Below are 19803 nucleotides of genomic sequence, written 5' to 3'. Positions count from 1 at the left end.
CAATCTGCGTTCCCGGTGCCCTGGATTCATCGTCCAGGGCGCTCTTTTTATGGCAAGCTCACAGGAAGGCCAGGAAGGGGCCTCGGAATTCGCCCGAGGGGTACAGATCCTGGAGTTCATCCACCGGGCTCCATTCCTCGGGTCTAAGCTAGCTGATCAACCTCCGTTGATAAGGCATGTTATCATCGGAACAGATGTCTAGCGAGCTGACACCCTATACCGGCGACCGCCTGAGCCAGGCCCGCACCTTCACCGGCCTCAGCGACGAGGCCCTGCGTGTGAGGGCGACCGTGGCCGCGCGTGACAAGGACGTCACCGACCTGTGGAACCTGACCCAGGCCTTCCTGACCAGCGATACGAGCGCGGGTGTCCGCCTCAGTCCGCATACGCTGCGGGCCTACCGTAAGGGTGTCGAGGTGCTTGTCGAGCACGCGGCGGCCCACGCCTGGAACCTGCTGCATCCAGGACGCCGGGAACCCTCCATGTTCGTAGCGTCGCTCTCGGACGCCGGACTGAAACCCGCCACGGTCATGGCCCGCGTGGCTGCCGCCTCAGCCCTATACCGGGCGCTGCGCTGGGCGGGCGCCACAGATGCCGATCCGTTCTCGGATGTCCGTCGGCCCAAAGACCGGACGAAGGGCATCGTCAAGAATCCTCCATACCGTGCGGATTTCATTCAATCCATGCTGGCCGAGGCGGACGCCCAAGAACGGGTGCTGCTGCTGCTCATGGCACACGGCGGCCTGCGGATCGCGGAAGCCCTGGCGGTGCAATGGGTCGATCTCGATCTTCCTGGCCGACGCCTACGCGTCACGCATGGCAAGGGCGACAAGGCGCGGGTCGTGCCCTTGAGTGCCCGTTTGAAGGAAGCTTTGGTCACCCATAAGGAGGACGTTCCCGCGCCGAGCGGCCATGTGATCTCGTTCCGGGCGTATTCCAGCGCCTACGAACGCCTGCAGAAGGTCGCGCTCCGGGCTGGGGTCTCCCACGAATTCCGGGGCTTTCATGCCGGACGGAAGTACGCGGGAACGCAGCTCTATGCGGCCACGAAGGACTTCACGCGCGTGGCCGGATTCCTGGGTCACGAGCAGGTGGACACCACCCGGCGCTACGTGGAAGTGCCCGAGGATGACCTGAACGATGTGGTCGAGGGCTTCCGGTAGGCTCGCTCACCAGCGCCGGGCCTGCGCGTCGACGCGCAGGCCGAAGAGGATCATCAGGGCCGCAAGGATCAGAGCGGGGGCGTCGCCAAGGCGCAGGTAGAGGGTCGTGCCGTTCAGGAGGTGCGGGCGGACGTGGAGCACCTGCATGGTCTCCCCTGCGCCCACGATCCGCACAGGCTGTCCGAGGTCGTTGATGCTGCCCGCCACGCCCCGGTTGACACTGCGAACCAGCCAGCGCCGGGTCTCGATGGCACGGATGCGGCCCATGTTGTAGTGCTGGAGGACACCCCAGCCGTCGTACCAGCCGTCGTTGCTGGGATTCACGAGCACCTGCGCGCCCTGCCGGACGAGCGTGCGGGCGACCGCCGGGAACACGGAGTCGTAACAGATGTACGCGCCGTAGCGGACACCGTTCAGCGACAGGGGGCGTGGATCGGCGCTTTCCTCGACTCCGCCGAGCTGGATGTGAATGGCGTTCTCGATGATGGCGTACAGCGGGTGCAGCGGCCGGTAGAGGGGGAAATACTCCCCGAAAGGCACCAGTTTGCTCTTGTCGCTCCAGCTGGTGGCATGTGACGTGGCGTCGATGGCGGCCACAGCGTTGAATTCCGGCTGGCTGCTCCCAGACCCCACGCCGCTGATGCCTGGGCCGATGAAGCCCGGCAGGAACGCCGGCCGGCCGGGTGCCGTCAGGGCCGTTTCACTCCACACGACGACTTCGCCGGGCTGGCGTTGCTGCGAGGCCACGCGCTGCTGCCGTTCCTGCTCCTCGGGACTGACGGAGCCCGTGGCCCGCCCGAAGGAATCGAAGGGAGTTCGCAGCACCATCATCGGTTGGACGGGCCCGACACCGGCGGTGCGGGTCAGGCCATAGCCGAGCGCCACCACCCAGGCGACGACCGCGAGGACGAGGGGTCGTCCTCTGCCCCAGGGCGTCCGGGACAGGGCGAACGAGGCCAGACTCGCGGCCGTGAACGTGACCAGGACGCTCCCGAGGAGCACGCCGCCTAGATCGGCGATCTGAATGGCGGCGGTCGGCAGCAGCGTCGAGCCCAGGGTGGGCCACGGGAAGGCCAGCGGGCCCAGGAACCGCAGCCACTCGAGGATCACCCATCCGCCCGCGAGGGCCCAGGTGCGCGCGGCCGGGTCGCGGATCCAGCGGGCGAGCGGGTAGGCCATGACGGCCAGGAACGCTCCTTCCAGGAGAAACAGGAAGAGGGCGAGCGCGCCGGTGCCGGTGCCGAGCAGTTTGTTCAGGAAGGTCGTCAGCCACCACAGGTGAACCGTGAACAGCCCCACGCCGGACCAGAAGATCCGTGAGGCGACATGCTGCGCTTCCCGACCCTGCGCGGCGTACCACAGCACGCCCGCCAGAGGAAGAAACGCCACGCCACTCCACGGCAGCGGAACGCTGCACAGGGCCAGCAGCACGCCGAGCAGGGCGGCGGTCACGGGGGCGCTCAGGGCAGGCACGCCCGCCATGATAGGGGGTGTGGCCGTGAGGACGCGGTCAGGTGGACGTGGATGCTCTAGGATGCGCCTACCTTGAGAGTGGCCTTCATCAGTGACATTCACGGGAACATTCACGCACTCACTGCCGTGAAACGGTTCCTGACCGACAATATCGTCAACCAGGTGGTGGTCGTGGGGGACCTGGTCGGCTACGGCGCCAGCCCCGGCCCCGTGATCGACTTCGTGAAACGCGAGGGCTGGGCCACGGGACTGGGTTCCAGCGACATGCGGGTCGCGATCGACCTGGGCGACCGCAACGACCGCAAAGGTGTGGCCGATCAGGTGCTCGTCTGGACGAAGAAGATGCTGACGCCGGATCAGATGGATTTCCTGCGCCGCCTGCCTCCCGGCGGCCGGATCACCACGCCGATCGGACGGGTGCGGTATTTCCACGGCAGTCCGCACGACCCCGAGATCCGCCTGGATCTGATGGCGAACGAGCGGGAACTGGAAGCGCTGGCCGACAGTCTGGCCGCGCGGGTGGTCGTGGTGGGCGGCTCACACGTGCCGTTCGTGCGGACGATCGGTGAAACGACCTACGTCGATCCGGGCAGCGTCGGGCTCACGCTGAATCACGAGCCGGGCGCGGATGTCGCGATCGTGGACTGTATCGGGCGCAAACCGAAAGTCTCGCTCCACAAGGTCACATATGATTTCGCGTCGAGTGCGTTCGACATCATGGCGTGGAACCTGCCGCCCGTGATCGCGGATGTGATCAAGACCGGACGCATGGGCTGAGGGCAGAGCCAGCCATACCGTCGGCACAAGGACATCCACCCGTCAGGCATCTGAACGGGTGGATGTCGGGACGGTTCACGACGTGCGGGGGCTGAGGTCAGGCCACGACGGCTTCCAGCGACTCGTCGAAGCGGCGCACCAGTCCGGTTTCGCCCAGGATGTCCTCGAGGGCCCGCATCAGGGCCTGGTACGGTGCGGGACGGGCCGCCTCACCCATCAGGCCGAGTCTCCAGATCACGCCCGCGGTGGGGCCGAGACCGCCGGTGACGCTGATCTCGCGCTGGCGCAGGGCCTTGCGGACAGCCACGTCGTCCAGGCCGTCGGGGAGTCGCAGGGCGAGCACGGTCGGCAGGCGATCTTCCGGACGCTTCACGTAGTGGCTGAAGCCCAGCGGAGTCAGGGCGGCGAGGATGGCCGTACCGACTTCCTGGACGCGCTGCTGGCGGGCGGGCATGCCTTCTTCCAGAGCGGCGCGGAGGGCGGCATGGAAGGCGTAGTGCAGATTCACGGGCACCGTGTGGTGGTAGGTGTGTTCGACCCAGTAATCCCGCAGGCCCTCGAAATCGCAGTACCACAAAGGCGTGGGCGTGCGGCGCGCACTGTACCGGGCAAATGCCCGCTCGCTGATCGCGACGGGAGCGAGGCCGGGAGGCGCGGACAGGCACTTCTGGGCGCCCGTGTACGCATAATCCACGCTCCAGGCGTCCATACAGAACGGTTCCATTCCCGCAGTCGTCACGGCGTCCACGGTCAGCAGGGCGCCGCTGCCCTTCACGAGTTCGGCAATCTCGGGCACCGGGTTCAGGACGCCGGTGCTGGTCTCCCCGTGCACGATGGCGACCATCTGCACGCCGTCGAGGTGGGCCGCGACGTCTTCCGGGCGGATGGCCTCGCCCAGGTGGGCGGTGACGAGGCGGACGCGGGCTCCGTAGCGGGCGGCCATCTCGGCCATGCGGCGGCCGAAGGAACCGTTCGCGCAGACGAGCACCTCATCGCCCTGCTCCACGAGGTTCGCGAACCCGGCTTCCATGCCCAGGCTGCCGGTGCCGGCCAGCACGGCGGTGAAGGCTTCGGGTTCCGTGCCGTACATGACGCGCAGGTCATCCTGAATTTCGCGGTTCAGGGCGAAGACCTCGGGATCCATATGGCCGAGCATGCCGCGCATCATGGCCTGTTGTGCCCTCGGGTGAATGGGCGTGGGGCCAGGGGTGAGGAGAATGTGGTCGAGGTGCAGGTCGTCGAACATGGGGCAAGCATAGCCCATTGAGATGGGTAGAGCAATTCGATTGCTTAGATAGGCTCGATTTTGCTCATGTCTGCGATTATGTGGCGTCAAATGGCCAAGACATGTATAATTATTGCGCGAGCCTATCCATGGAGTTTGGTGAAGGTTAGTGAGCTTACGGGTGACGGAAATTTCCTAGCATGCGGATATGACCGCGCTTTCAGGCCTCCGGGCCGTGCTCTTCGACCGGGATGACACCATCGCCTACACTGACCAGGCGGTGTACCGCGACGCTGCACGGTGGGCCGCCTCACGCTACGGCTTGGACGCCAGCCATGTGGGGCATGTCCTGGCCGCCGTCTGGGCCGATCACACGTCGCCTGACCGCGAGTCGTCGTGGTGGCACCTCCGGACTCTGAGCGAAGAGGAGGCCTTCTGGTCAGAGTACGGTCGGGAGTTGACCCGGCGCCTGGAGCTCCCGGCCGACGCTGCGCCGGAATGGCTGGCCCGGTTCCCGTACGAGGCGTACATGAAACCGGTCTCTGGTGCGCGGGATGTACTCTCGGCACTGCGAACCCGGGGGCTGAAGATCGGCGTCCTGAGCAACACGCTGCCCAGCATCGACCGGACGCTGGTCGCGGTCGGGCTGGCGGACCTGATCGACGTGGCCATCGCCACGTGTGCGGTCGGCATCCACAAGCCGGAGCCGGGCGCCTATCACCATGCGGCGGCCACCCTCGGGGTCGAACCCAGGGAGATCCTGTTCATCGACGACAAAGCCGAGAACGTCGCCGCAGCACGCGCCGTAGGAATGCAGGCCCGGCTGATTGATCTCAGCGGCCAGGACGGTGACGCCATCCACTCGCTGGCCGAGGTGCTGGACATCGTGGACGCACGCTGGGAAGCTGTGGGCCAATGACCGACCCCACGAATCGACTCCTGATCGATGGTCACCTCGATCTCGCCTTCAACGCCGGCCTGGGCCGCGACCTCACGGGAACGGTGGGGCAGCTGCGGGCCGCCGATCCCGTGCCCGACCAGCTGGCGACCGTGACCTTTCCTGAATTGCGGCAGGCTGGCCTTCGCGTGTGCCTGGGCACCCTCTTCGCGGCACCCCTGACGCCGACCATGCCGGGCGGCTACACGGATGCCGAGGGTGCCCACGCGCAGGCTACGGCGCAGCTCGACCAGTACCACCGCTGGCAGGACGCCGGATGGATCCGTCTGTTGACCAGCGGCGCGGAGGTGACCCACCACATCGCGGAATCCGAGGCCCCACTGGGCGTGGTGCTGCTGATGGAGGGAGCCGATCCCGTGCGGTCACCGGACGATCTCGCGTGGTGGGTGGAGCGCGGCGTGAAGATCGTGGGTCTGGCCTGGGGAGCCACGCGGTATGCTGGGGGCACCGATGCGCCAGGGCCGCTCACGCCCGCTGGACGCGACCTGGTGAAGGCAATGCAGGAGCTCGGCGTGACGCTCGACGCCTCCCACCTGGACGACGCGTCGTTCTGGGACGCTGGAGACCTCGGGCCGCGCATGATCGCGTCGCACAGCAACGCCCGCGCACTCGTGCCCGGTAACCGGCATCTCACGGACGACATGGCCCGCGCCATCGCCACGACGGGCGGCGTAATCGGCCTGGTGTACCTCAGCCGCTTTCTGCGGGCCGGTATCCCCGATCACCAGCGGGTGCCGCTGGAAGCCCTCGCCGAACACGCCCGGCACTACGCTGAATTGATCGGGTGGGATCACGTGGCCCTGGGCACCGACATGGACGGCGGCTTCGGCGCCGATAAGACGCCGCTGGGGATCGAGTCGTACCGGGATGTCCCCTCGGTGCTCGATCTCCTGCCTGCCTTGGCGCGTGCGGGCGTGGCGGGCGGAAACTGGGCCCGCTGGCTGCAGGAGAACCTCTAGACGTCCCGGCATCACGACCGGTGGTCAGCGTCGGAGGAGTCGCCTCAGCCCGGTCCGCGCTACCCTGGTGAACGTCATGACTGAGCTCGATCCCCGCCAGCACGCCTACGACGAACACCACCGGGTGGCCGAGGACAGCCTGCGCGACCACCTCACGGAATCCGAGTGGACGTTTGTGGCCCCCCAGCCCATGCAGGCCGGGAATGCCCGCGTCTCCCTGAAAGCGGCGCCTGAACACGCTGCGGCCCAGGTGACCGAGGCCCTCCCGGGTGAGCCGGTCGAGGTGCTCTGGGACGGCCCGGACGGCTGGGTGCGTGCCCGGACGGGTCACGACCGGTACCTGGGCTGGGCACGCGCGAACGAATTGACCGCTCGTACCCAGCCGACCCTGAAGGTGACGGCGCTCCGGGGTCACGCGTTCGCCGGGCCGAAGGTGAGTCAGCCCATCCGCGCCGAGCTGAGTCTGGGCAGTCTGCTGGGCCGGGCTGACGGTGAGATCGTCGAGGACGCCCACCGGCACTGGGTGCCCGTGCTCCTGCCCGACGGCAGTGAGGCGTGGGTTCAGGAGGTCGTGCTGACGCCGCTGCAGGTTCACGATCCGGTGGATCTGGCCCTGCGATTCCTGGACGCGCCCTACGTGTGGGGAGGCCGAAGCGCGTGGGGCCTGGACTGTTCGGGCCTGACGCAGCTTGTCTACGGCGCGGTCGGCCGGGCCCTGCCACGGGATGCGGATCAGCAGGCACACGCGCTGGCATCGGTGGAAGAACCGGCACGCGGCGACCTGGCGTTCTTTCCCGGTCACGTGGGCCTCATGCTAGACGCACGGCGCATGATCCACACGAACGCGACGCACATGCGGGTCACCATCGAGACGCTGGGCGAGGGCGACTACGGGCGGCGACTGGCCGGCAGCCTGACTGGGTATGGCCGGTGGCTGGCGTGACGACAGCCCACGACCTGAGCTGGGAAACGCTGGAGCTGCACACGGCGCAGCCCTTCGGCATCGCCCGCTGGACGCATTTGGTGTACCCGCGCACCATCGTCACGCTGAATCTAGATGGACAGGTCGGGCGGGGCGAGGCGGCCCCGAACGCCTTCTACGGCGAGACCCGCGGCACCGTCGAGGCCATCCTTCCGCTGCTCGCCCCGGCCGTGCAGGATCCGTGGGAGTGGGACGGGCTGACGGCCCGGCTGTCGGCGTTGATGCCGCACGACCATCCGAGCGTGAAGTGCGCGCTGGAGATGGCTGCGCTGGAATGGTGCGCGCGGAGTGTGAACCAGCCCGTGTGGCGGCTGCTGGGCCTCACGCCCTCCCCCATTCCGGACAGCAGTTACACCGTGTCGCTGGGCGAGTTGCCGTCCATGCGCGCCCAGGCCAGGGAGGCCGTGGCACGCGGATACAGCATCCTAAAGGTGAAGCTCGGCACGGATCGTGACGAGGCCATTCTAGAAGCCCTGCGGGAGGAGGTGCCGGACGTGACCCTGCGGGTGGATGCCAACGCCGCGTGGACCCGCGCCCGCGCCCGCCGCATGCTGGGCGTGCTTGATGCCGCCAAGGTGGAACTGCTGGAACAGCCGCTCGCCGCGGCTGATCTCGAAGGTCATGCGGAGCTGCGGGCGCGCGCGCCCATGCCGGTGGTGGCTGACGAGAGCCTCCACCATGTCTCGGATCTGCTGGCCCTGACCCGCGCCTTCGACGGCGTGAACCTCAAACTCGCGAAACTCGGCGGGCCTCTCCAGGCGTTGCGGGCCGTGCGGCTGGCCCGCGCGCACGGTCTGAGCGTGATGATGGGCTGCATGATCGAGAGCAGCCTCGGCATCAGCGCCGCCGCACACCTCGCGGGCCTGTGCGACTGGGCCGATCTGGATGGAGCCCTGCTGCTCGCGGAGGATCCTTTCACGGGGCTGGAGTGGCGAGCCGGGCACCTCACCCGGCCGACGAAGCCCGGCTGGGGCGTCGAGCGGGCATGACGCCCCGGATCGCGGTCATCGGGTGTGGGAACCGGGGCGCGGACGTGTACGCCACGCACCTGACGAAACAGGGGGCCCAGATTGTGGCGCTGGTCGATCCCCGCCCGGATCGCCTGGCCGAAGTCGCCCGGCGGTTCGATGTCCCGGATGGCGCGTGCTTCGCGCACTGGGACGAGTTCTTCAACGCTGGCAAGGTCGCGGATGCAGTTGTCATCGCCACGCCCGATCATCTGCATGTGGAGCCGTGTCTCCAGGCCCTGCAACTTGGGTACCACGTCCTGCTGGAAAAACCCATCTGTCTGGAAGAAACCGAACTGGACGTGATCCTCCAGGCCGAAGCGGCCTCAAGCGGCACGGTCACGGTCTGCCACGTGCTCCGGAGCACGCCGTTCTTCCAGGACATCCGCCGGGTCGTGGATTCCGACGTGTTGGGGCCACTGATCGGCATGATTTGGACGGAGAACGTCGGCTACTGGCATTATGCGCACTCCTATGTGCGGGGAAACTGGCGTGCGAGTCCACCGGCGGCCCCGTTCCTGCTCGCGAAGTCCTGCCATGATCTGGATCTTCTGCGCTGGTACGCGGGCAGCCCCCCCGTCACGGTAAGCAGTGTGGGCGGCCTGAATCACTTCCGCCCGGAAAACGCGCCAGCTGGAGCATCGGATCGGTGCGTGACCTGCCCGGTGGCCGACTGCCCCTTTGATGCCCGGCGCTTCTATCGCAGCCGACCAACGGATCGCTGGCCCGTCACGGTGCTGGTTGCCGGGGGCCACAGTCTGGAGGAGGCCCTCGCGAGCGGTCCCTACGGCGAGTGTGTGTATGCCGGACGCAACACGGTGGTCGATCACCAGGCGGTCACCGTGGGGTTCCAGGGTGGCCTGACCGCGCAGCTCACGGTCACTGCCTTCACCCACGACAACACCCGCACCCTCAAACTCGTCGGGCCGTTCGGCGAGCTGCGTGGCCACATGGAACGCGGAGAACTCGAGCACCATGAGTTCCGGACTGGCCACAGCCGCACCTGGACGGTTGAAGCCAGCGGCAACCATGGCGGCGGCGATATTGCCCTGGTGTCGTCATGGCTGAGCGCCCTCCGTGGCGAGGCGCCATGGCCCTCTCCCCTGTCAGTGTCGCTCGACTCGCATCGCATGGCCTTCGCGGCAGAACGGGCTCGCCTGAATGGATCCGTTGTAAATCTATAAAACGATGGGGTTATAGTACCTATTAGTGAAATAATTCACGATTCTACGCCATCGTGAAATAATTGCCCCATTGAGGTTCTTCTCGATCCGCTTGGTGCTGCAAAACCCCGTCTTGCACAAGGTATTCCTCTATGCTGGCCGGGTGCATCTCGACGACCTGCCCGTGCTGCCCGCCAGTCCAGGCGTGTACATCTTCCGCAAGGGCGGCATACCGATCTATATCGGCAAGGCAATCAACCTGCGCTCTAGGGTCATGCAGCACTTCAAGGCAGGCGGCAAGAGCGGCAAATTCACCGCTCTGGCGGAAACGCTGGAATTCATCACGGCGCGCAACGAGGTCGAGGCGCTCGTCCTGGAAGCCAACCTCATCAAGCAGCACCGTCCGCACTACAACGTGCTGCTCAAGGACGACAAGCATTACCCGTTCCTGAAACTGACGAACGAGCCCTTCCCCATGCTGGTCGTCACGCGCCGCGTCATCAAGGACGGCGCGCAGTACTACGGCCCGTACCCGGACGCCTCGGCGGTTCGGCGGGTGAAGCACCTGATCGACACGATGTTCCCGCTACGCAAGAACAGCGGCCTGCCCATGCAGAAGAAGGCCCGTCCCTGCCTGAACTTCCACATGGGCCGCTGCCTGGGCCCATGCGTGGATCGCGCTGAGCCAGACGCGTACAGACGCGTCGTAGACGATGTCCGAACCCTGCTGGAGGGGCGGGCTGCGCCAGTGATTGCCGGGCTGAAGGTCGATATGGCGCAGGCGGCCAGGGGGCAGGATTTTGAGCAGGCCGCGCGCCTGCGTGACCGGGTACAGGCCGTGGAGAAACTCTTCGGTACCGAGCAGCACGCCTTCGTGAGCGACGAAACGGATCTCGATTTCCTCGGGGTAGCGCAGGCGGGCGAATATGCCATGGTACAGCTCTTCCGGATGCGGGCCGGGCGGGTCGTGGGACGCGACAAACGGTTCCTCACGAATGCGGAGGACGGCACCCTGGGTGAAGTCGTGGAAGCATTCGTTCAGGACTACTACACGCAGGCCACCCACGTTCCGCCCCTGATCCTGCTGCCCGAGGGGTTCGAGGACGCGCCATTGTGGAGCGAATTCCTGTCCCAGAAAGCCGGCCGCAGGATCGAGATGAGGACGCCGAAACGCGGCGACAAGGTCGATCTCGTCGAGATGGCGCAGCGAAACGCGAGCACCGGGCTGGAGAGCGAACTGGCCCTGCTGGAGCGGCGGGGCGACCATCCCGGTCTGGACAGCCTGCGGGAGGTGCTGGCGCTGCCCGACCGGCCCTGGCGGATCGAGGGCTATGACAACAGCAACCTGTTCGGCACGAATATCGTGTCCGGTATGGTCGTCTTCGAGGGCGGCCGTGCCCGGCGGGGCGAGCACCGCCGGTTCAAGGTGAAGGGCCTCGACCATCCGGACGACTACACCAGCATGAAACAGACCATCGTGCGTCGGTTCACGGGCAGCCTGTCGGACAAGTTGCCGCTTCCGGATCTGCTGCTGATTGACGGGGGGCGCGGTCAGGTGAACGCCGCGCTCGACGCCTTGAAAGAAGCCGAGGTGCAGGTGCCGGTGGTCGGCCTGGCCAAGCGTGAGGAGCGCCTGATCCTGCCCGGTCGCCATGGAGCGCAGTGGTGGCTGGACAGCGGCACCGAGATCGGCACGGATCGTGAACTGCTGCTGCCGCACACGCACCCGGCGCTGCGCATGTTGATCGGCGTGCGCGACGAGGTGCACCAGTACGCGGTCACGTACCACCGCAAACTGCGCGGCGAGACAATGCTGCGTAGCGTCTTCGACGACCTGCCGGGCATCGGGCAGAAGCGGCGGGACGCGCTGCTGGAGCACTTCACCAGCCTGGAGGATCTGGCATCGGCCAGCGTGGATCAGATTGCGGCCGTGCCGGGCATGACGGGCCGCGCCGCCCAGAGCGTGAAATCGTTCCTGACGCAGCGCGAAGCGAATCTAACGCCGATCACGGAGTGAACCTGAATGTCGGCTGGAGTCAGGTCGTCTCTTGATACGCGTCTCCCGTGAGTGCCCCAGCGTGGAACCCCAGGTCTGAACCAGCAACCCCGGCCCACTGAAAACCGCCTGCGGATCAGCGCAGGCGGTGGTTTGGGAGGCGGGGGTGCTCATGCGAGGTGCAGTCGAACCAGCAGCGCCCGGAGGTCGTGGGCCGGCCGTTCGGGAGCGGCGGGCCGGGCGGCCAGGGCCAGACGGGCCAGGTGATCCTGGCGGGCTTCCTGCCGGAGGTGTTCGGCACGCTGTTGGGCGAGGTGCAGGTGGGCGTTGGAATTCATGGTCTGCTCCGGGTGAAGCCGCTGCCGCTGTGGCATCCGTGCTCGGTCTTCCTTCCTGTGCCCATGGTGCTCCCGACCCCCTCCCCAGCACATGCGCGGGGTGGCTGAGCATGCAGTGAGCCGGGTGGCTTAGCCGGCATACGCCAGCCCGACCGCGCGTTGTTGGTGTCCTGGTCGGCCTTCACCGCTCAGCACCCGGGCCACACCCGAGACCGTGAACGAAGCACCAAGTGCCCGTACGGGCCGGTCGTGTGTAATTGCGGCATGACCGCGCAGATCCGCTCCGTGTTCTTTCCGCTGCTGCGCCTGCACTGGCGGCTGGTGCTGCTGGTGCTGCTCGGGGTTCTGTTGCCCCTGATCCTAGTGGCGCACTTCACGGATGAGATCTTCCGCGAAGGCGGCTACCGCTGGGATCAGGCAATCCTCGCATGGTACGCCGCTCACCGCACCCCGGCCCTGACCCGGATCGCGAGGGATCTGGCCGTGATTGGCGGCGTGGGCGTGCTACCCGTCATCACGGTGATCGTCGCAGCCCTGATTGCGAAATACCGCAGTCACGCCCATGCGTGGTTTCTTGTACTGGCGCTAGCCGGTGCGACGCTTATCAACGTGCTGGCCAAGGTGGCCTTCCAGCGGCCTCGACCGGATCAGCTGGTGGCTGTGCTGATCGAACCCGGCTACTCGTTCCCCAGCGGTCACACCATGGCGAATGCAGCGTTTGGAATCGCCCTCGGGCTGGTGTTCTGGAAGAGCCGCTGGGGCTGGCCGGTGATGGTGCTTGGCGTGGCCTGGGCCGTCCTGATCGGCGTGAGCCGGAATTACCTCGGCGTGCACTACCCCACGGATGTCATGGTGGGCTTCCTGTTCAGTGTGGCGTGGGTGGTCGGCCTGTATCTGGTGGTGCGGCGGCGCTGGACGGTGCTGGCCACACCAGTGCCACCCGCGAGCCCAGCGCAGACCACGTCAGCGGAGGGAAACTAGGAGGTCAGCCGGCCGCGTTGACTGGCGTGCCCAGGTTGAAGGCGGCGTGGACGGAGCGGGTGGCGGCGTCAACATGGCCCGCCTCGACGGCCACGCTGATGTTCAGCTCACTGCTGCCCTGGGAGATCATGAGGATGTTCACGTCCTGTGCGGCAAGCGCCGTGAACAGACGCGCCGATACGCCTTTCTGTCCGCGCATGCCGCTGCCCACGATAGCCAGAACGGCCACGTCGTTCTGCTGCTCGACCTGAAGTTCCAGACTCACCCCGGCGCGCAGCGCGTTCAGGGTACGCTCGGCATCCACGGTCTGTACCGCCAGCGACACGTTGCTCATGCTGGAGCTCTGCGACACCATCAGCAGGGTCACGTTCTCGCGGGCGATCGCGTCGAACACGCTGGCGATGACTTCTGGGATGCCGAGCACGCCCGCGCCGCTCACGTTGATGATGCTGACGTTGCGGATGGCCGTCACGGCCTTGACGGGGTGCCCCGCCTCGTCGCGCGGGTGGGCCTGGACGAGCGTCCCGGCGAAATCCGGATCGGAGGAATTCTTGAGCCGCAGCGGAATACCGCTGTCCTGCAGGGGCGTGACCGCCAGGGGGTGCAGCACCTTCGCGCCGAAGTACGCGAGTTCCATGACCTCGCCGTAGCTGAGGACGTCGATGTTACGGGCGTCCTTGACGACCCGGGGATCGGCGCTCATCACGCCGTCCACGTCCTTCCAGCCCCAGACCTCGGTGGCCCCCAGCGCCTTGCCGATGATCGTGGCGCTGAAATCCGTGCCACCGCGCCCCAGGGTCGTGATGGCGCCCTTCTCGGTCTCCCCCATGAACCCGGAGACCACCGGGGTCACGCCCGCGCTCAGCAGGCCGCTCAGGCGATCCTTGATGCGCGCGTAGGTGCCGGGCAGAGGTCGGGCATTCCCGAAGTGCATGTCGGTGAGGATGCCTGCCTCGCCGCCGGTCAGATGATGGGCGCGCAGGCCCTGCTGCTCGAGGGCCAGGGCCATCAGCGGAGCGGAGAGCCTCTCGCCGAACGCCACGATCAGGTCGCGGCTGCGGGGCGTGAGTTCGCGCAGGAGGTACACGCCGTAGACGGCCTGCCGCAGGGTCTCGTGCATCTCCCGGAGTTCACGCACCGTGTCGCTGTCGGGGGCCGCGCCGAGCTCCTGCGCGGCCGTGAAATGACGGGTGCGCATCGCGGCGATCTCGTCATTGGCACGGGCGATGTCCCCGGACTGCGCCGCGTCGGCCAGTTGGAGCAGCTGGTTCGTTACACCGGCCATGGCCGACACGACCACAACCACGCGCACACCTTCGTGGAGGCTGCGGGCGGCCAGCGACGCGCTGTGACGGATGGCGCGGGCATCCTGCATATTCGTACCGCCGTACTTCATGACGAGAAGGGTGTCACTCATGGAATCAGTATGGCGGGCGGATATTCAAGCAGATCGCGTGGTCTGGTCAAATGATTAGTGAATACTTTCACGATTAATCAGGCAAGTGCGGATTATATTGGTTGCACATTCCTCCCCTGCCAGACGTCCATCCTCTCACCCCATGGCCCCATGCTTGAGCCATGTCGTCCCGCCTGCGCGTTCTATTGGCCCTGTGCACCCTGAGTTCGACCCTTGCCGTCCCAGTCTTTTACTCGGCGCAGGCCGGGACGGCCACCTTCGAGCACCGGGTGCTGTTCGTGACGGTGCGAGGCACCATTCCCGGCGTCACGGCCAGCGTCGTCCTCGACCCGGAGGCTCTGGCCGGATCACAGGGCACGGTGACGGTTCCCGTCGTGAACCTCAACACGGGTATCGGCTTGCGAGACAACGATGCGCGCAGTGAACGTGCCCTCGACGCGGCCCATCATCCCAACGCGACCTTCGTTCTGGACGGCATCCCCGGCGGGCGGCTGATTGAGGGGGTGACGCTCGAGACCACGGTGGTCGGCAAGCTTACTGTGAAGGCCACGACCCTCAGCATCAATGCGCCGGTCAAGGCCACGCTGGTCGGTGGGCAGATCAACGTGGCCACGCAGTTTAAGTTCAATCCGCACGATTTCGGCGTGAATTACCCGAACTCCAGCAATGTCGTGACCGTGAATGTGTCGTTCACGCTGCTCCCTCCCCGCTGAGCTGCTCTCTGACACGCGCCGGGCTGGCTAGCTTGGTGTCCAGAGGACACGAATACCCATTCATCCTTTCGGCGTAGAGTGGAGCATGCGGGGTGAGCTTTCCCACCGGTGGAAGGGCCCCAGGACTGGAGGCACACATGAAAGTAGGCATTAACGGCTTTGGCCGCATCGGTCGTCTGGTGTTCCGGGTTCTCGAAGCGCGCGGCGTCGAGGTGGTCGCGATCAACGACCTGACCGACAACAAGACCCTCGCCACCCTCCTGAAGTACGACAGCACCGCCGGCCGCTTCAACGGCACGGTCGAATACGACGAAGACAGCCTCACGGTGAACGGCAAGAAGATCCACGCCCTGGCAGAACGTGACCCCGCCAACATCAAGTGGGGCGAGCTGGGTGCGGACATCGTGATCGAGTCCACCGGGATCTTCACCAGCCGCGAGGGGGCCAGCAAGCACCTGGAAGGCGGCGCGAAAAAGGTCATCATCACCGCGCCCGCCAAGAACGAGGACATCAGCATCGTGCTCGGTGTGAACGAGCAGGACTACGATCCCGCCAAACACAACATCATCAGCAACGCCAGCTGCACCACGAACAGCCTGGGCGCGCCCATGAAGCTGCTCGACGAGGCCTTCGGCATCGAGAAGGCCATCATGACGACCGTGCACAGCTACACCAACGACCAGCGCGTGCTGGATCTGCCGCACAGCGATCTGCGCCGTGCCCGCGCCGCCGCCGTGAACATCATTCCCACCAGCACCGGCGCCGCCAAGGCCGTGTCGCAGGTCTACCCGGCCCTGAAGGGCAAGTTCGACGGCACCTCGCTGCGCGTGCCCACGCCTGTCGGCTCGATCAGTGACGTGGTCGTGATCCTGAAGCGCGACGTGACCGTGGCCGAGGTCAACAAGGTCTTCAAGGACGCCGCTGACGGCAGCCACAAGGGCATCATCGAGTACACCGAGGATCCTATCGTGCTTCAGGACATCGTCGGCAACGCGCACAGCGCGATCATCGACGGCGGCCTGACCATGGCGATGGGCAGCCTGGTGAAGTTCTTCAGCTGGTACGACAACGAGTGGGGCTACAGCAACCGCATCGCCGACCTGACGCAACTTGTGTCTGACAAGGGTTGAACGCCGACAGTTGATGGTTGATAGACGGATGGTGTTGCCATCACCTATCAACCATCAACTTTTTACTACGGAGGACACATGCAGAACCTGAATCAACTCGATGTGAAGGGGAAGCGCGTGCTGGTGCGCGTGGATTACAACGTTCCCGTGAAAGAGGGCGTGGTGCAGGACGATACGCGCGTGACGGCCAGTCTGCCGACGATCCGGGCGCTGCTGGATGCCGGAGCGCGGAACGTGATCCTGCTGAGCCATTTCGGTCGCCCGAAGAACGGCCCGGAGGACAAGTACAGCCTGCGTCCCGTCGCGCCGGTGCTGGAGAAGGTGCTGGGCCGCCCCGTGACCTTTATCGGTGGCACGGCGGACAGCGACGAGACCCTGGCCGCCGTGCAGGCCCTCCCTGAGGGTGCAGTGGCCCTGCTGGAGAACGTGCGGTTCAGTGCCGGTGAGGAGAAGAACAACCCGGAGCTGAACGAGAAGTTCGCGCGCCTGGGCGACGCTTTCGTGCTGGACGCCTTCGGCAGCGCGCACCGGGCGCACTCGTCGGTCAGCGGCGTGGCGGGGAAGCTGCCGCACGCGGCGGGCACCCTCCTCCAGACGGAAGTGGACGCGCTGGGCAAGCTGCTGGACGGCGCGGAGCGGCCCTATGTGGTGATCATTGGCGGGGCGAAGGTCAGCGACAAGTTGCTGGTCATCGAGAATCTGCTGCCCACGGTCGACCGCATGCTGATCGGCGGCGGCATGGCCTACACCTTCGTGAAGGCCCAGGGCGGCAAGATCGGCAAGAGCATCCACGAGGACGATTTCCTGGACAAGGCGCGTGAACTGCTGGACAAGTACGCGGGCAAGATCGTGCTGCCCACCGACACGCTCGTCGGGGACGCCTTCAGCAACGACGCGAACACGCGCGTGGTGCCCACGAACGCCATCCCGGACGACTGGGAGGGCATGGACATCGGCCCGGACAGCCAGGCGGCGTTCACCGCGGCCCTGAAGGGGGCGAAGACGGTCTTCTGGAACGGCCCGATGGGCGTGTTCGAGTTCGCGAAGTTCGCGGGCGGCACGAACGCCATCGCGAAGGCAGTGGCGGATCTCGGGCCGGACACCTACAGCGTGATCGGCGGCGGGGATTCGGTCAGTGCCATCAACAAGAGTGGCCAAGCAGACCGCGTGGGCCACATCAGCACCGGGGGCGGCGCGAGCCTGGAGTTGCTGGAGGGCAAGGCGCTGCCGGGCGTGGAGGCGATGAAATGAGGAACCTCCTGGCCCTGAACTGGAAGATGAACAAGACCCCCAGCGAGGCCCGCAGCTGGGCGGCGGAACTGGGCGAGCGCTACGAGGAAGGCAATGCGGAGCTGGCCGTAATGGCCCCATTCGTGACGATCTCCACCCTGGCCGCGAACCTCCCTGCCGGCGTGGGTCTGGGCGCGCAGGATGTCTCGGCACACGAGTCCGGCGCGTACACGGGCGAGACCAGCGCCGCCATGCTCGCCGATGTGGGCGTGCAATACGTGGTCGTCGGGCACAGTGAGCGGCGCGACTACCACGGCGAGACAGACAACGTGGTGGCCGCCAAGGCGAAACTGGTGCAGGCGAATGGTCTGTTGCCCATCGTCTGTGTGGGCGAAAAGCTCGACGTGCGTGAGAAGGGCCAACAGGTCGCCTACACCCTGGCGCAGTTGCACGGCAGCCTAGAAGGCGTCGGTTCGGATGTCGTTATTGCCTACGAACCCGTGTGGGCGATCGGCACCGGGAAGACCGCCACGGCAGACGATGCCGAGGAACTTGCCGTGGCCATCCGCTCCGCACTGGAGGAACGCTACGGCAAGAAGTCGTCGGAGATTCGCGTGCTGTACGGCGGGAGCGTGAAGCCGGACAACATCGCGAGCATCTGCGCGAAGCCGAACATCAACGGCGCCCTGGTGGGTGGCGCGAGCCTGAAAGTCGCTGACGTGCTCGGCATGAACGACGCGCTCAAAGACGCCTGAACTACTCCTGCCCCGTCGCTACTGGCGGGGTATCCCGCAACCCCGTCTAGTGAATATATTCACAATTTTCCGTGCTCGTGAATTTTTTGTTTCCCCTTATTTCTCTCCCTTCGGGCACTCTCCTATACTGGCGCCCGATGACCCTCCACACCACCATCCACGAGCTCAGACAGCACGTCGGCGAGACCGTGACCCTGCATGCCTGGCTGACCGACAAGAGCGGAAAAGGCAAGATTCATTTCCTCAAACTCCGTGACGGCAGCGGCTTCGTGCAGGGCACGGTGTTCAAGGGAGACGTGACCGAGGAGGTCTTCGAGGCCGCGAAACGCCTGATGCAGGAGCAGGCGATCACGATCACAGGAGAAGTGCGGGCCGACAACCGTGCGCCCGGCGGTGTGGAACTTGCGGTGCGTGACCTCTCCCCCGTCAGCGAGAACCACGGCGAGTATCCGATCACCCCCAAGGAACACGGCATCGAGTTTCTGATGGATCACCGGCACGTGTGGCTGCGGCACCGCCGCCCGTGGGCCATCATGCGCGTTCGGGACGCGATCCAGCGGGCGATCGTAGACTTCTTCCACGGCGAGGGCTTCGTGCGGTTCGATGCGCCGTTCTTCACACCGAACGCCGCCGAGGGAACGACCGAACTATTCGAGATCGACCTGTTCGGCGAGGACAAGGCCTACCTGAGCCAGACCGGACAACTTCATGCCGAGGCGGGCGCGTTCGCGTTCGGCAAGGTCTACACCTTCGGGCCGACCTTCCGTGCCGAGAAGAGCAAGACGCGCCGGCACCTGCTGGAATTCTGGATGGTCGAACCGGAAGTCGCGCCGAGTAATCACATCGCGAACATGGATCTCCAGGAACGCTTCGTGTCATTCATCGTGCGGCGCGTGCTGGACGGCTGCCAGACGGAACTGGAACTGCTGGGCCGGGATCAAACCAAACTGAGGGGAGCCGCCGAGGGGAATTACCCGCGAGTGACGTACACCGAAGCGCTGGAGATCGTCCGGCAGCACATCGAGGCCCGCGACCTGCCCCCGAACGTGCAGGACGACGTGCAGCCTGTCGAATGGGGCGACGACCTGGGCGCGCCGCACGAGACGATCCTGGGACATCACTTCGACCGACCGGTGATTATCGAGAAGTACCCGGCAGCCATCAAGGCGTTCTACATGCAGCCCGATCCGGCTGATCCGCGCGTGGCGCTGTGCGACGACATGATCGCGCCCGACGGCTACGGCGAGATCATCGGTGGAAGCGAGCGCATCCACGATTACGACCTGCTGAAATCCCGCATCGAGCACGAGGGCTTGCCGCTGGAAGCGTTCGATTGGTACCTGGATCTGCGCCGGATCGGCAGCGTGCCGCACGCCGGCTTCGGGATGGGGTTGGAGCGTGTTGTGGCGTGGATCACCGGAATCGACCACATCCGCGAGGCCATTCCCTTCCCGCGCATGTTGACCAGAATGCGGCCCTGAGGATATGAGGAACTGGGCCGGGGTGCGGCACACGCCTCCGGCCCTCCGGGTACAT

Annotated in this window: 18 protein-coding genes; 14 read left to right on the top strand and 4 right to left on the bottom strand. The window is 66.0% G+C overall.

The annotated features are described in order from the left end of the window. Positions 1-194: 194 nt before the first annotated feature. Positions 195-1163: a tyrosine-type recombinase/integrase gene (locus tag E7T09_RS03735; protein ID WP_136387767.1), complete on the top strand. Its 969-nt coding sequence runs from the start codon at positions 195-197 to the stop codon at positions 1161-1163. Positions 1164-1169: 6 nt separating this feature from the next. On the opposite strand, the gene lnt is transcribed toward E7T09_RS03735, so the two are convergent. Further along, complete coding sequence (gene lnt, locus E7T09_RS03730) at positions 1170-2636, bottom strand: apolipoprotein N-acyltransferase (protein ID WP_240741597.1); 1467 nt, start codon at positions 2634-2636, stop codon at positions 1170-1172. A gap of 72 nt (positions 2637-2708) precedes the next feature. Here lnt and E7T09_RS03725 point away from each other — a divergent pair, with 72 nt between their 5' ends. Beyond that, a complete protein-coding gene (locus E7T09_RS03725) occupies positions 2709-3413 on the top strand; it encodes a metallophosphoesterase (protein WP_136387765.1) in 705 nt (234 codons plus the stop codon). A gap of 97 nt (positions 3414-3510) precedes the next feature. On the opposite strand, the gene E7T09_RS03720 is transcribed toward E7T09_RS03725, so the two are convergent. Further along, entirely contained in the window at positions 3511-4659 is a 1149-nt protein-coding gene (locus E7T09_RS03720; RefSeq protein WP_136387764.1) for an alanine--glyoxylate aminotransferase family protein, read from the bottom strand. Between the two features lie 187 nt (positions 4660-4846). Between E7T09_RS03720 and E7T09_RS03715 the strand changes: the two genes are divergently transcribed. The 6 genes from E7T09_RS03715 to uvrC all read left to right on the top strand — a co-directional run bounded on the left by E7T09_RS03715 (position 4847) and on the right by uvrC (position 11724). Continuing rightward, on the top strand, positions 4847-5557 hold the full coding sequence (locus E7T09_RS03715; protein WP_136387763.1) for an HAD family phosphatase: 711 nt from the start codon (positions 4847-4849) through the stop codon (positions 5555-5557). Beyond that, on the top strand, positions 5554-6555 hold the full coding sequence (locus E7T09_RS03710) for a dipeptidase (protein WP_136387762.1): 1002 nt from the start codon (positions 5554-5556) through the stop codon (positions 6553-6555). The genes E7T09_RS03715 and E7T09_RS03710 overlap by 4 nt, the downstream gene beginning before the upstream one ends. 76 nt (positions 6556-6631) lie before the next feature. Continuing rightward, positions 6632-7498 carry a C40 family peptidase gene (locus E7T09_RS03705; protein WP_136387761.1) on the top strand — a complete coding sequence of 289 codons (867 nt, stop codon included), beginning with the start codon at positions 6632-6634 and terminating at the stop codon, positions 7496-7498. After that, positions 7495-8526 carry a dipeptide epimerase gene (locus E7T09_RS03700; protein WP_370293680.1) on the top strand — a complete coding sequence of 344 codons (1032 nt, stop codon included), beginning with the start codon at positions 7495-7497 and terminating at the stop codon, positions 8524-8526. Before E7T09_RS03705 ends, E7T09_RS03700 begins: the two co-directional genes overlap by 4 nt. Then, positions 8523-9728, top strand: coding sequence for a Gfo/Idh/MocA family protein (locus E7T09_RS03695; protein WP_136387759.1), 1206 nt, complete (start codon positions 8523-8525; stop codon positions 9726-9728). Before E7T09_RS03700 ends, E7T09_RS03695 begins: the two co-directional genes overlap by 4 nt. Before the next feature lie 142 nt (positions 9729-9870). Continuing rightward, entirely contained in the window at positions 9871-11724 is a 1854-nt protein-coding gene (uvrC, locus tag E7T09_RS03690) for an excinuclease ABC subunit UvrC (RefSeq protein WP_136387758.1), read from the top strand. Between the two features lie 149 nt (positions 11725-11873). Here the strand turns inward: uvrC and E7T09_RS21795 are convergent, their stop codons facing one another. Next, positions 11874-12041, bottom strand: coding sequence for a hypothetical protein (locus E7T09_RS21795; protein ID WP_168734679.1), 168 nt, complete (start codon positions 12039-12041; stop codon positions 11874-11876). Positions 12042-12305: 264 nt separating this feature from the next. Between E7T09_RS21795 and E7T09_RS03685 the strand changes: the two genes are divergently transcribed. Further along, a complete protein-coding gene (locus E7T09_RS03685) occupies positions 12306-13022 on the top strand; it encodes a phosphatase PAP2 family protein (protein WP_136387757.1) in 717 nt (238 codons plus the stop codon). A gap of 4 nt (positions 13023-13026) precedes the next feature. Here the strand turns inward: E7T09_RS03685 and E7T09_RS03680 are convergent, their stop codons facing one another. Then, entirely contained in the window at positions 13027-14439 is a 1413-nt protein-coding gene (locus E7T09_RS03680) for an aspartate kinase (protein ID WP_136387756.1), read from the bottom strand. A gap of 161 nt (positions 14440-14600) precedes the next feature. On the opposite strand from E7T09_RS03680, the gene E7T09_RS03675 reads away from it, so the two are divergent. The 5 genes from E7T09_RS03675 to asnS all read left to right on the top strand — a co-directional run bounded on the left by E7T09_RS03675 (position 14601) and on the right by asnS (position 19748). Then, positions 14601-15152 (top strand): YceI family protein, encoded by a 552-nt coding sequence (locus E7T09_RS03675; protein WP_136387755.1) that lies wholly within the window; start codon positions 14601-14603, stop codon positions 15150-15152. A 137-nt stretch (positions 15153-15289) separates the two neighbouring features. Further along, positions 15290-16282: a type I glyceraldehyde-3-phosphate dehydrogenase gene (gene gap, locus E7T09_RS03670; protein WP_136387754.1), complete on the top strand. Its 993-nt coding sequence runs from the start codon at positions 15290-15292 to the stop codon at positions 16280-16282. A gap of 78 nt (positions 16283-16360) precedes the next feature. After that, a complete protein-coding gene (pgk, locus tag E7T09_RS03665) occupies positions 16361-17533 on the top strand; it encodes a phosphoglycerate kinase (protein WP_136387753.1) in 1173 nt (390 codons plus the stop codon). Continuing rightward, the gene (gene tpiA, locus E7T09_RS03660) at positions 17530-18267 is read left to right on the top strand and encodes a triose-phosphate isomerase (RefSeq protein ID WP_136387752.1); all 738 of its coding nucleotides are present in this window, start codon (positions 17530-17532) and stop codon (positions 18265-18267) included. The genes pgk and tpiA overlap by 4 nt, the downstream gene beginning before the upstream one ends. Positions 18268-18404: 137 nt before the next feature. Further along, positions 18405-19748, top strand: a complete 1344-nt coding sequence (asnS, locus tag E7T09_RS03655) for an asparagine--tRNA ligase (RefSeq protein ID WP_136387751.1) — start codon at positions 18405-18407, stop codon at positions 19746-19748. The last annotated feature ends 55 nt before the right edge of the window (positions 19749-19803 follow it).

The sequence above is a fragment of the Deinococcus sp. KSM4-11 genome, from assembly GCF_004801415.1.
Classification (GTDB): Bacteria; Deinococcota; Deinococci; order Deinococcales; family Deinococcaceae; genus Deinococcus.
The sequence above is the reverse complement of the archived record's forward strand: the minus strand, read 5'-3'. Positions and strand labels throughout refer to the sequence as shown.

Coding starts and splice junctions, on each gene's coding strand:
- E7T09_RS03735 (WP_136387767.1), top strand. CDS start 195: ATGTCTAGCGAGCTGACACCCTATACCGGCGACCGCCTGAGCCAGGCC.
- E7T09_RS03720 (WP_136387764.1), bottom strand. CDS start 4,659: ATGTTCGACGACCTGCACCTCGACCACATTCTCCTCACCCCTGGCCCC.
- E7T09_RS03715 (WP_136387763.1), top strand. CDS start 4,847: ATGACCGCGCTTTCAGGCCTCCGGGCCGTGCTCTTCGACCGGGATGAC.
- E7T09_RS03710 (WP_136387762.1), top strand. CDS start 5,554: ATGACCGACCCCACGAATCGACTCCTGATCGATGGTCACCTCGATCTC.
- E7T09_RS03705 (WP_136387761.1), top strand. CDS start 6,632: ATGACTGAGCTCGATCCCCGCCAGCACGCCTACGACGAACACCACCGG.
- E7T09_RS03695 (WP_136387759.1), top strand. CDS start 8,523: ATGACGCCCCGGATCGCGGTCATCGGGTGTGGGAACCGGGGCGCGGAC.
- E7T09_RS21795 (WP_168734679.1), bottom strand. CDS start 12,041: ATGAATTCCAACGCCCACCTGCACCTCGCCCAACAGCGTGCCGAACAC.
- E7T09_RS03685 (WP_136387757.1), top strand. CDS start 12,306: ATGACCGCGCAGATCCGCTCCGTGTTCTTTCCGCTGCTGCGCCTGCAC.
- E7T09_RS03680 (WP_136387756.1), bottom strand. CDS start 14,439: ATGAGTGACACCCTTCTCGTCATGAAGTACGGCGGTACGAATATGCAG.
- E7T09_RS03675 (WP_136387755.1), top strand. CDS start 14,601: ATGTCGTCCCGCCTGCGCGTTCTATTGGCCCTGTGCACCCTGAGTTCG.
- gap (WP_136387754.1), top strand. CDS start 15,290: ATGAAAGTAGGCATTAACGGCTTTGGCCGCATCGGTCGTCTGGTGTTC.
- pgk (WP_136387753.1), top strand. CDS start 16,361: ATGCAGAACCTGAATCAACTCGATGTGAAGGGGAAGCGCGTGCTGGTG.
- tpiA (WP_136387752.1), top strand. CDS start 17,530: ATGAGGAACCTCCTGGCCCTGAACTGGAAGATGAACAAGACCCCCAGC.
- asnS (WP_136387751.1), top strand. CDS start 18,405: ATGACCCTCCACACCACCATCCACGAGCTCAGACAGCACGTCGGCGAG.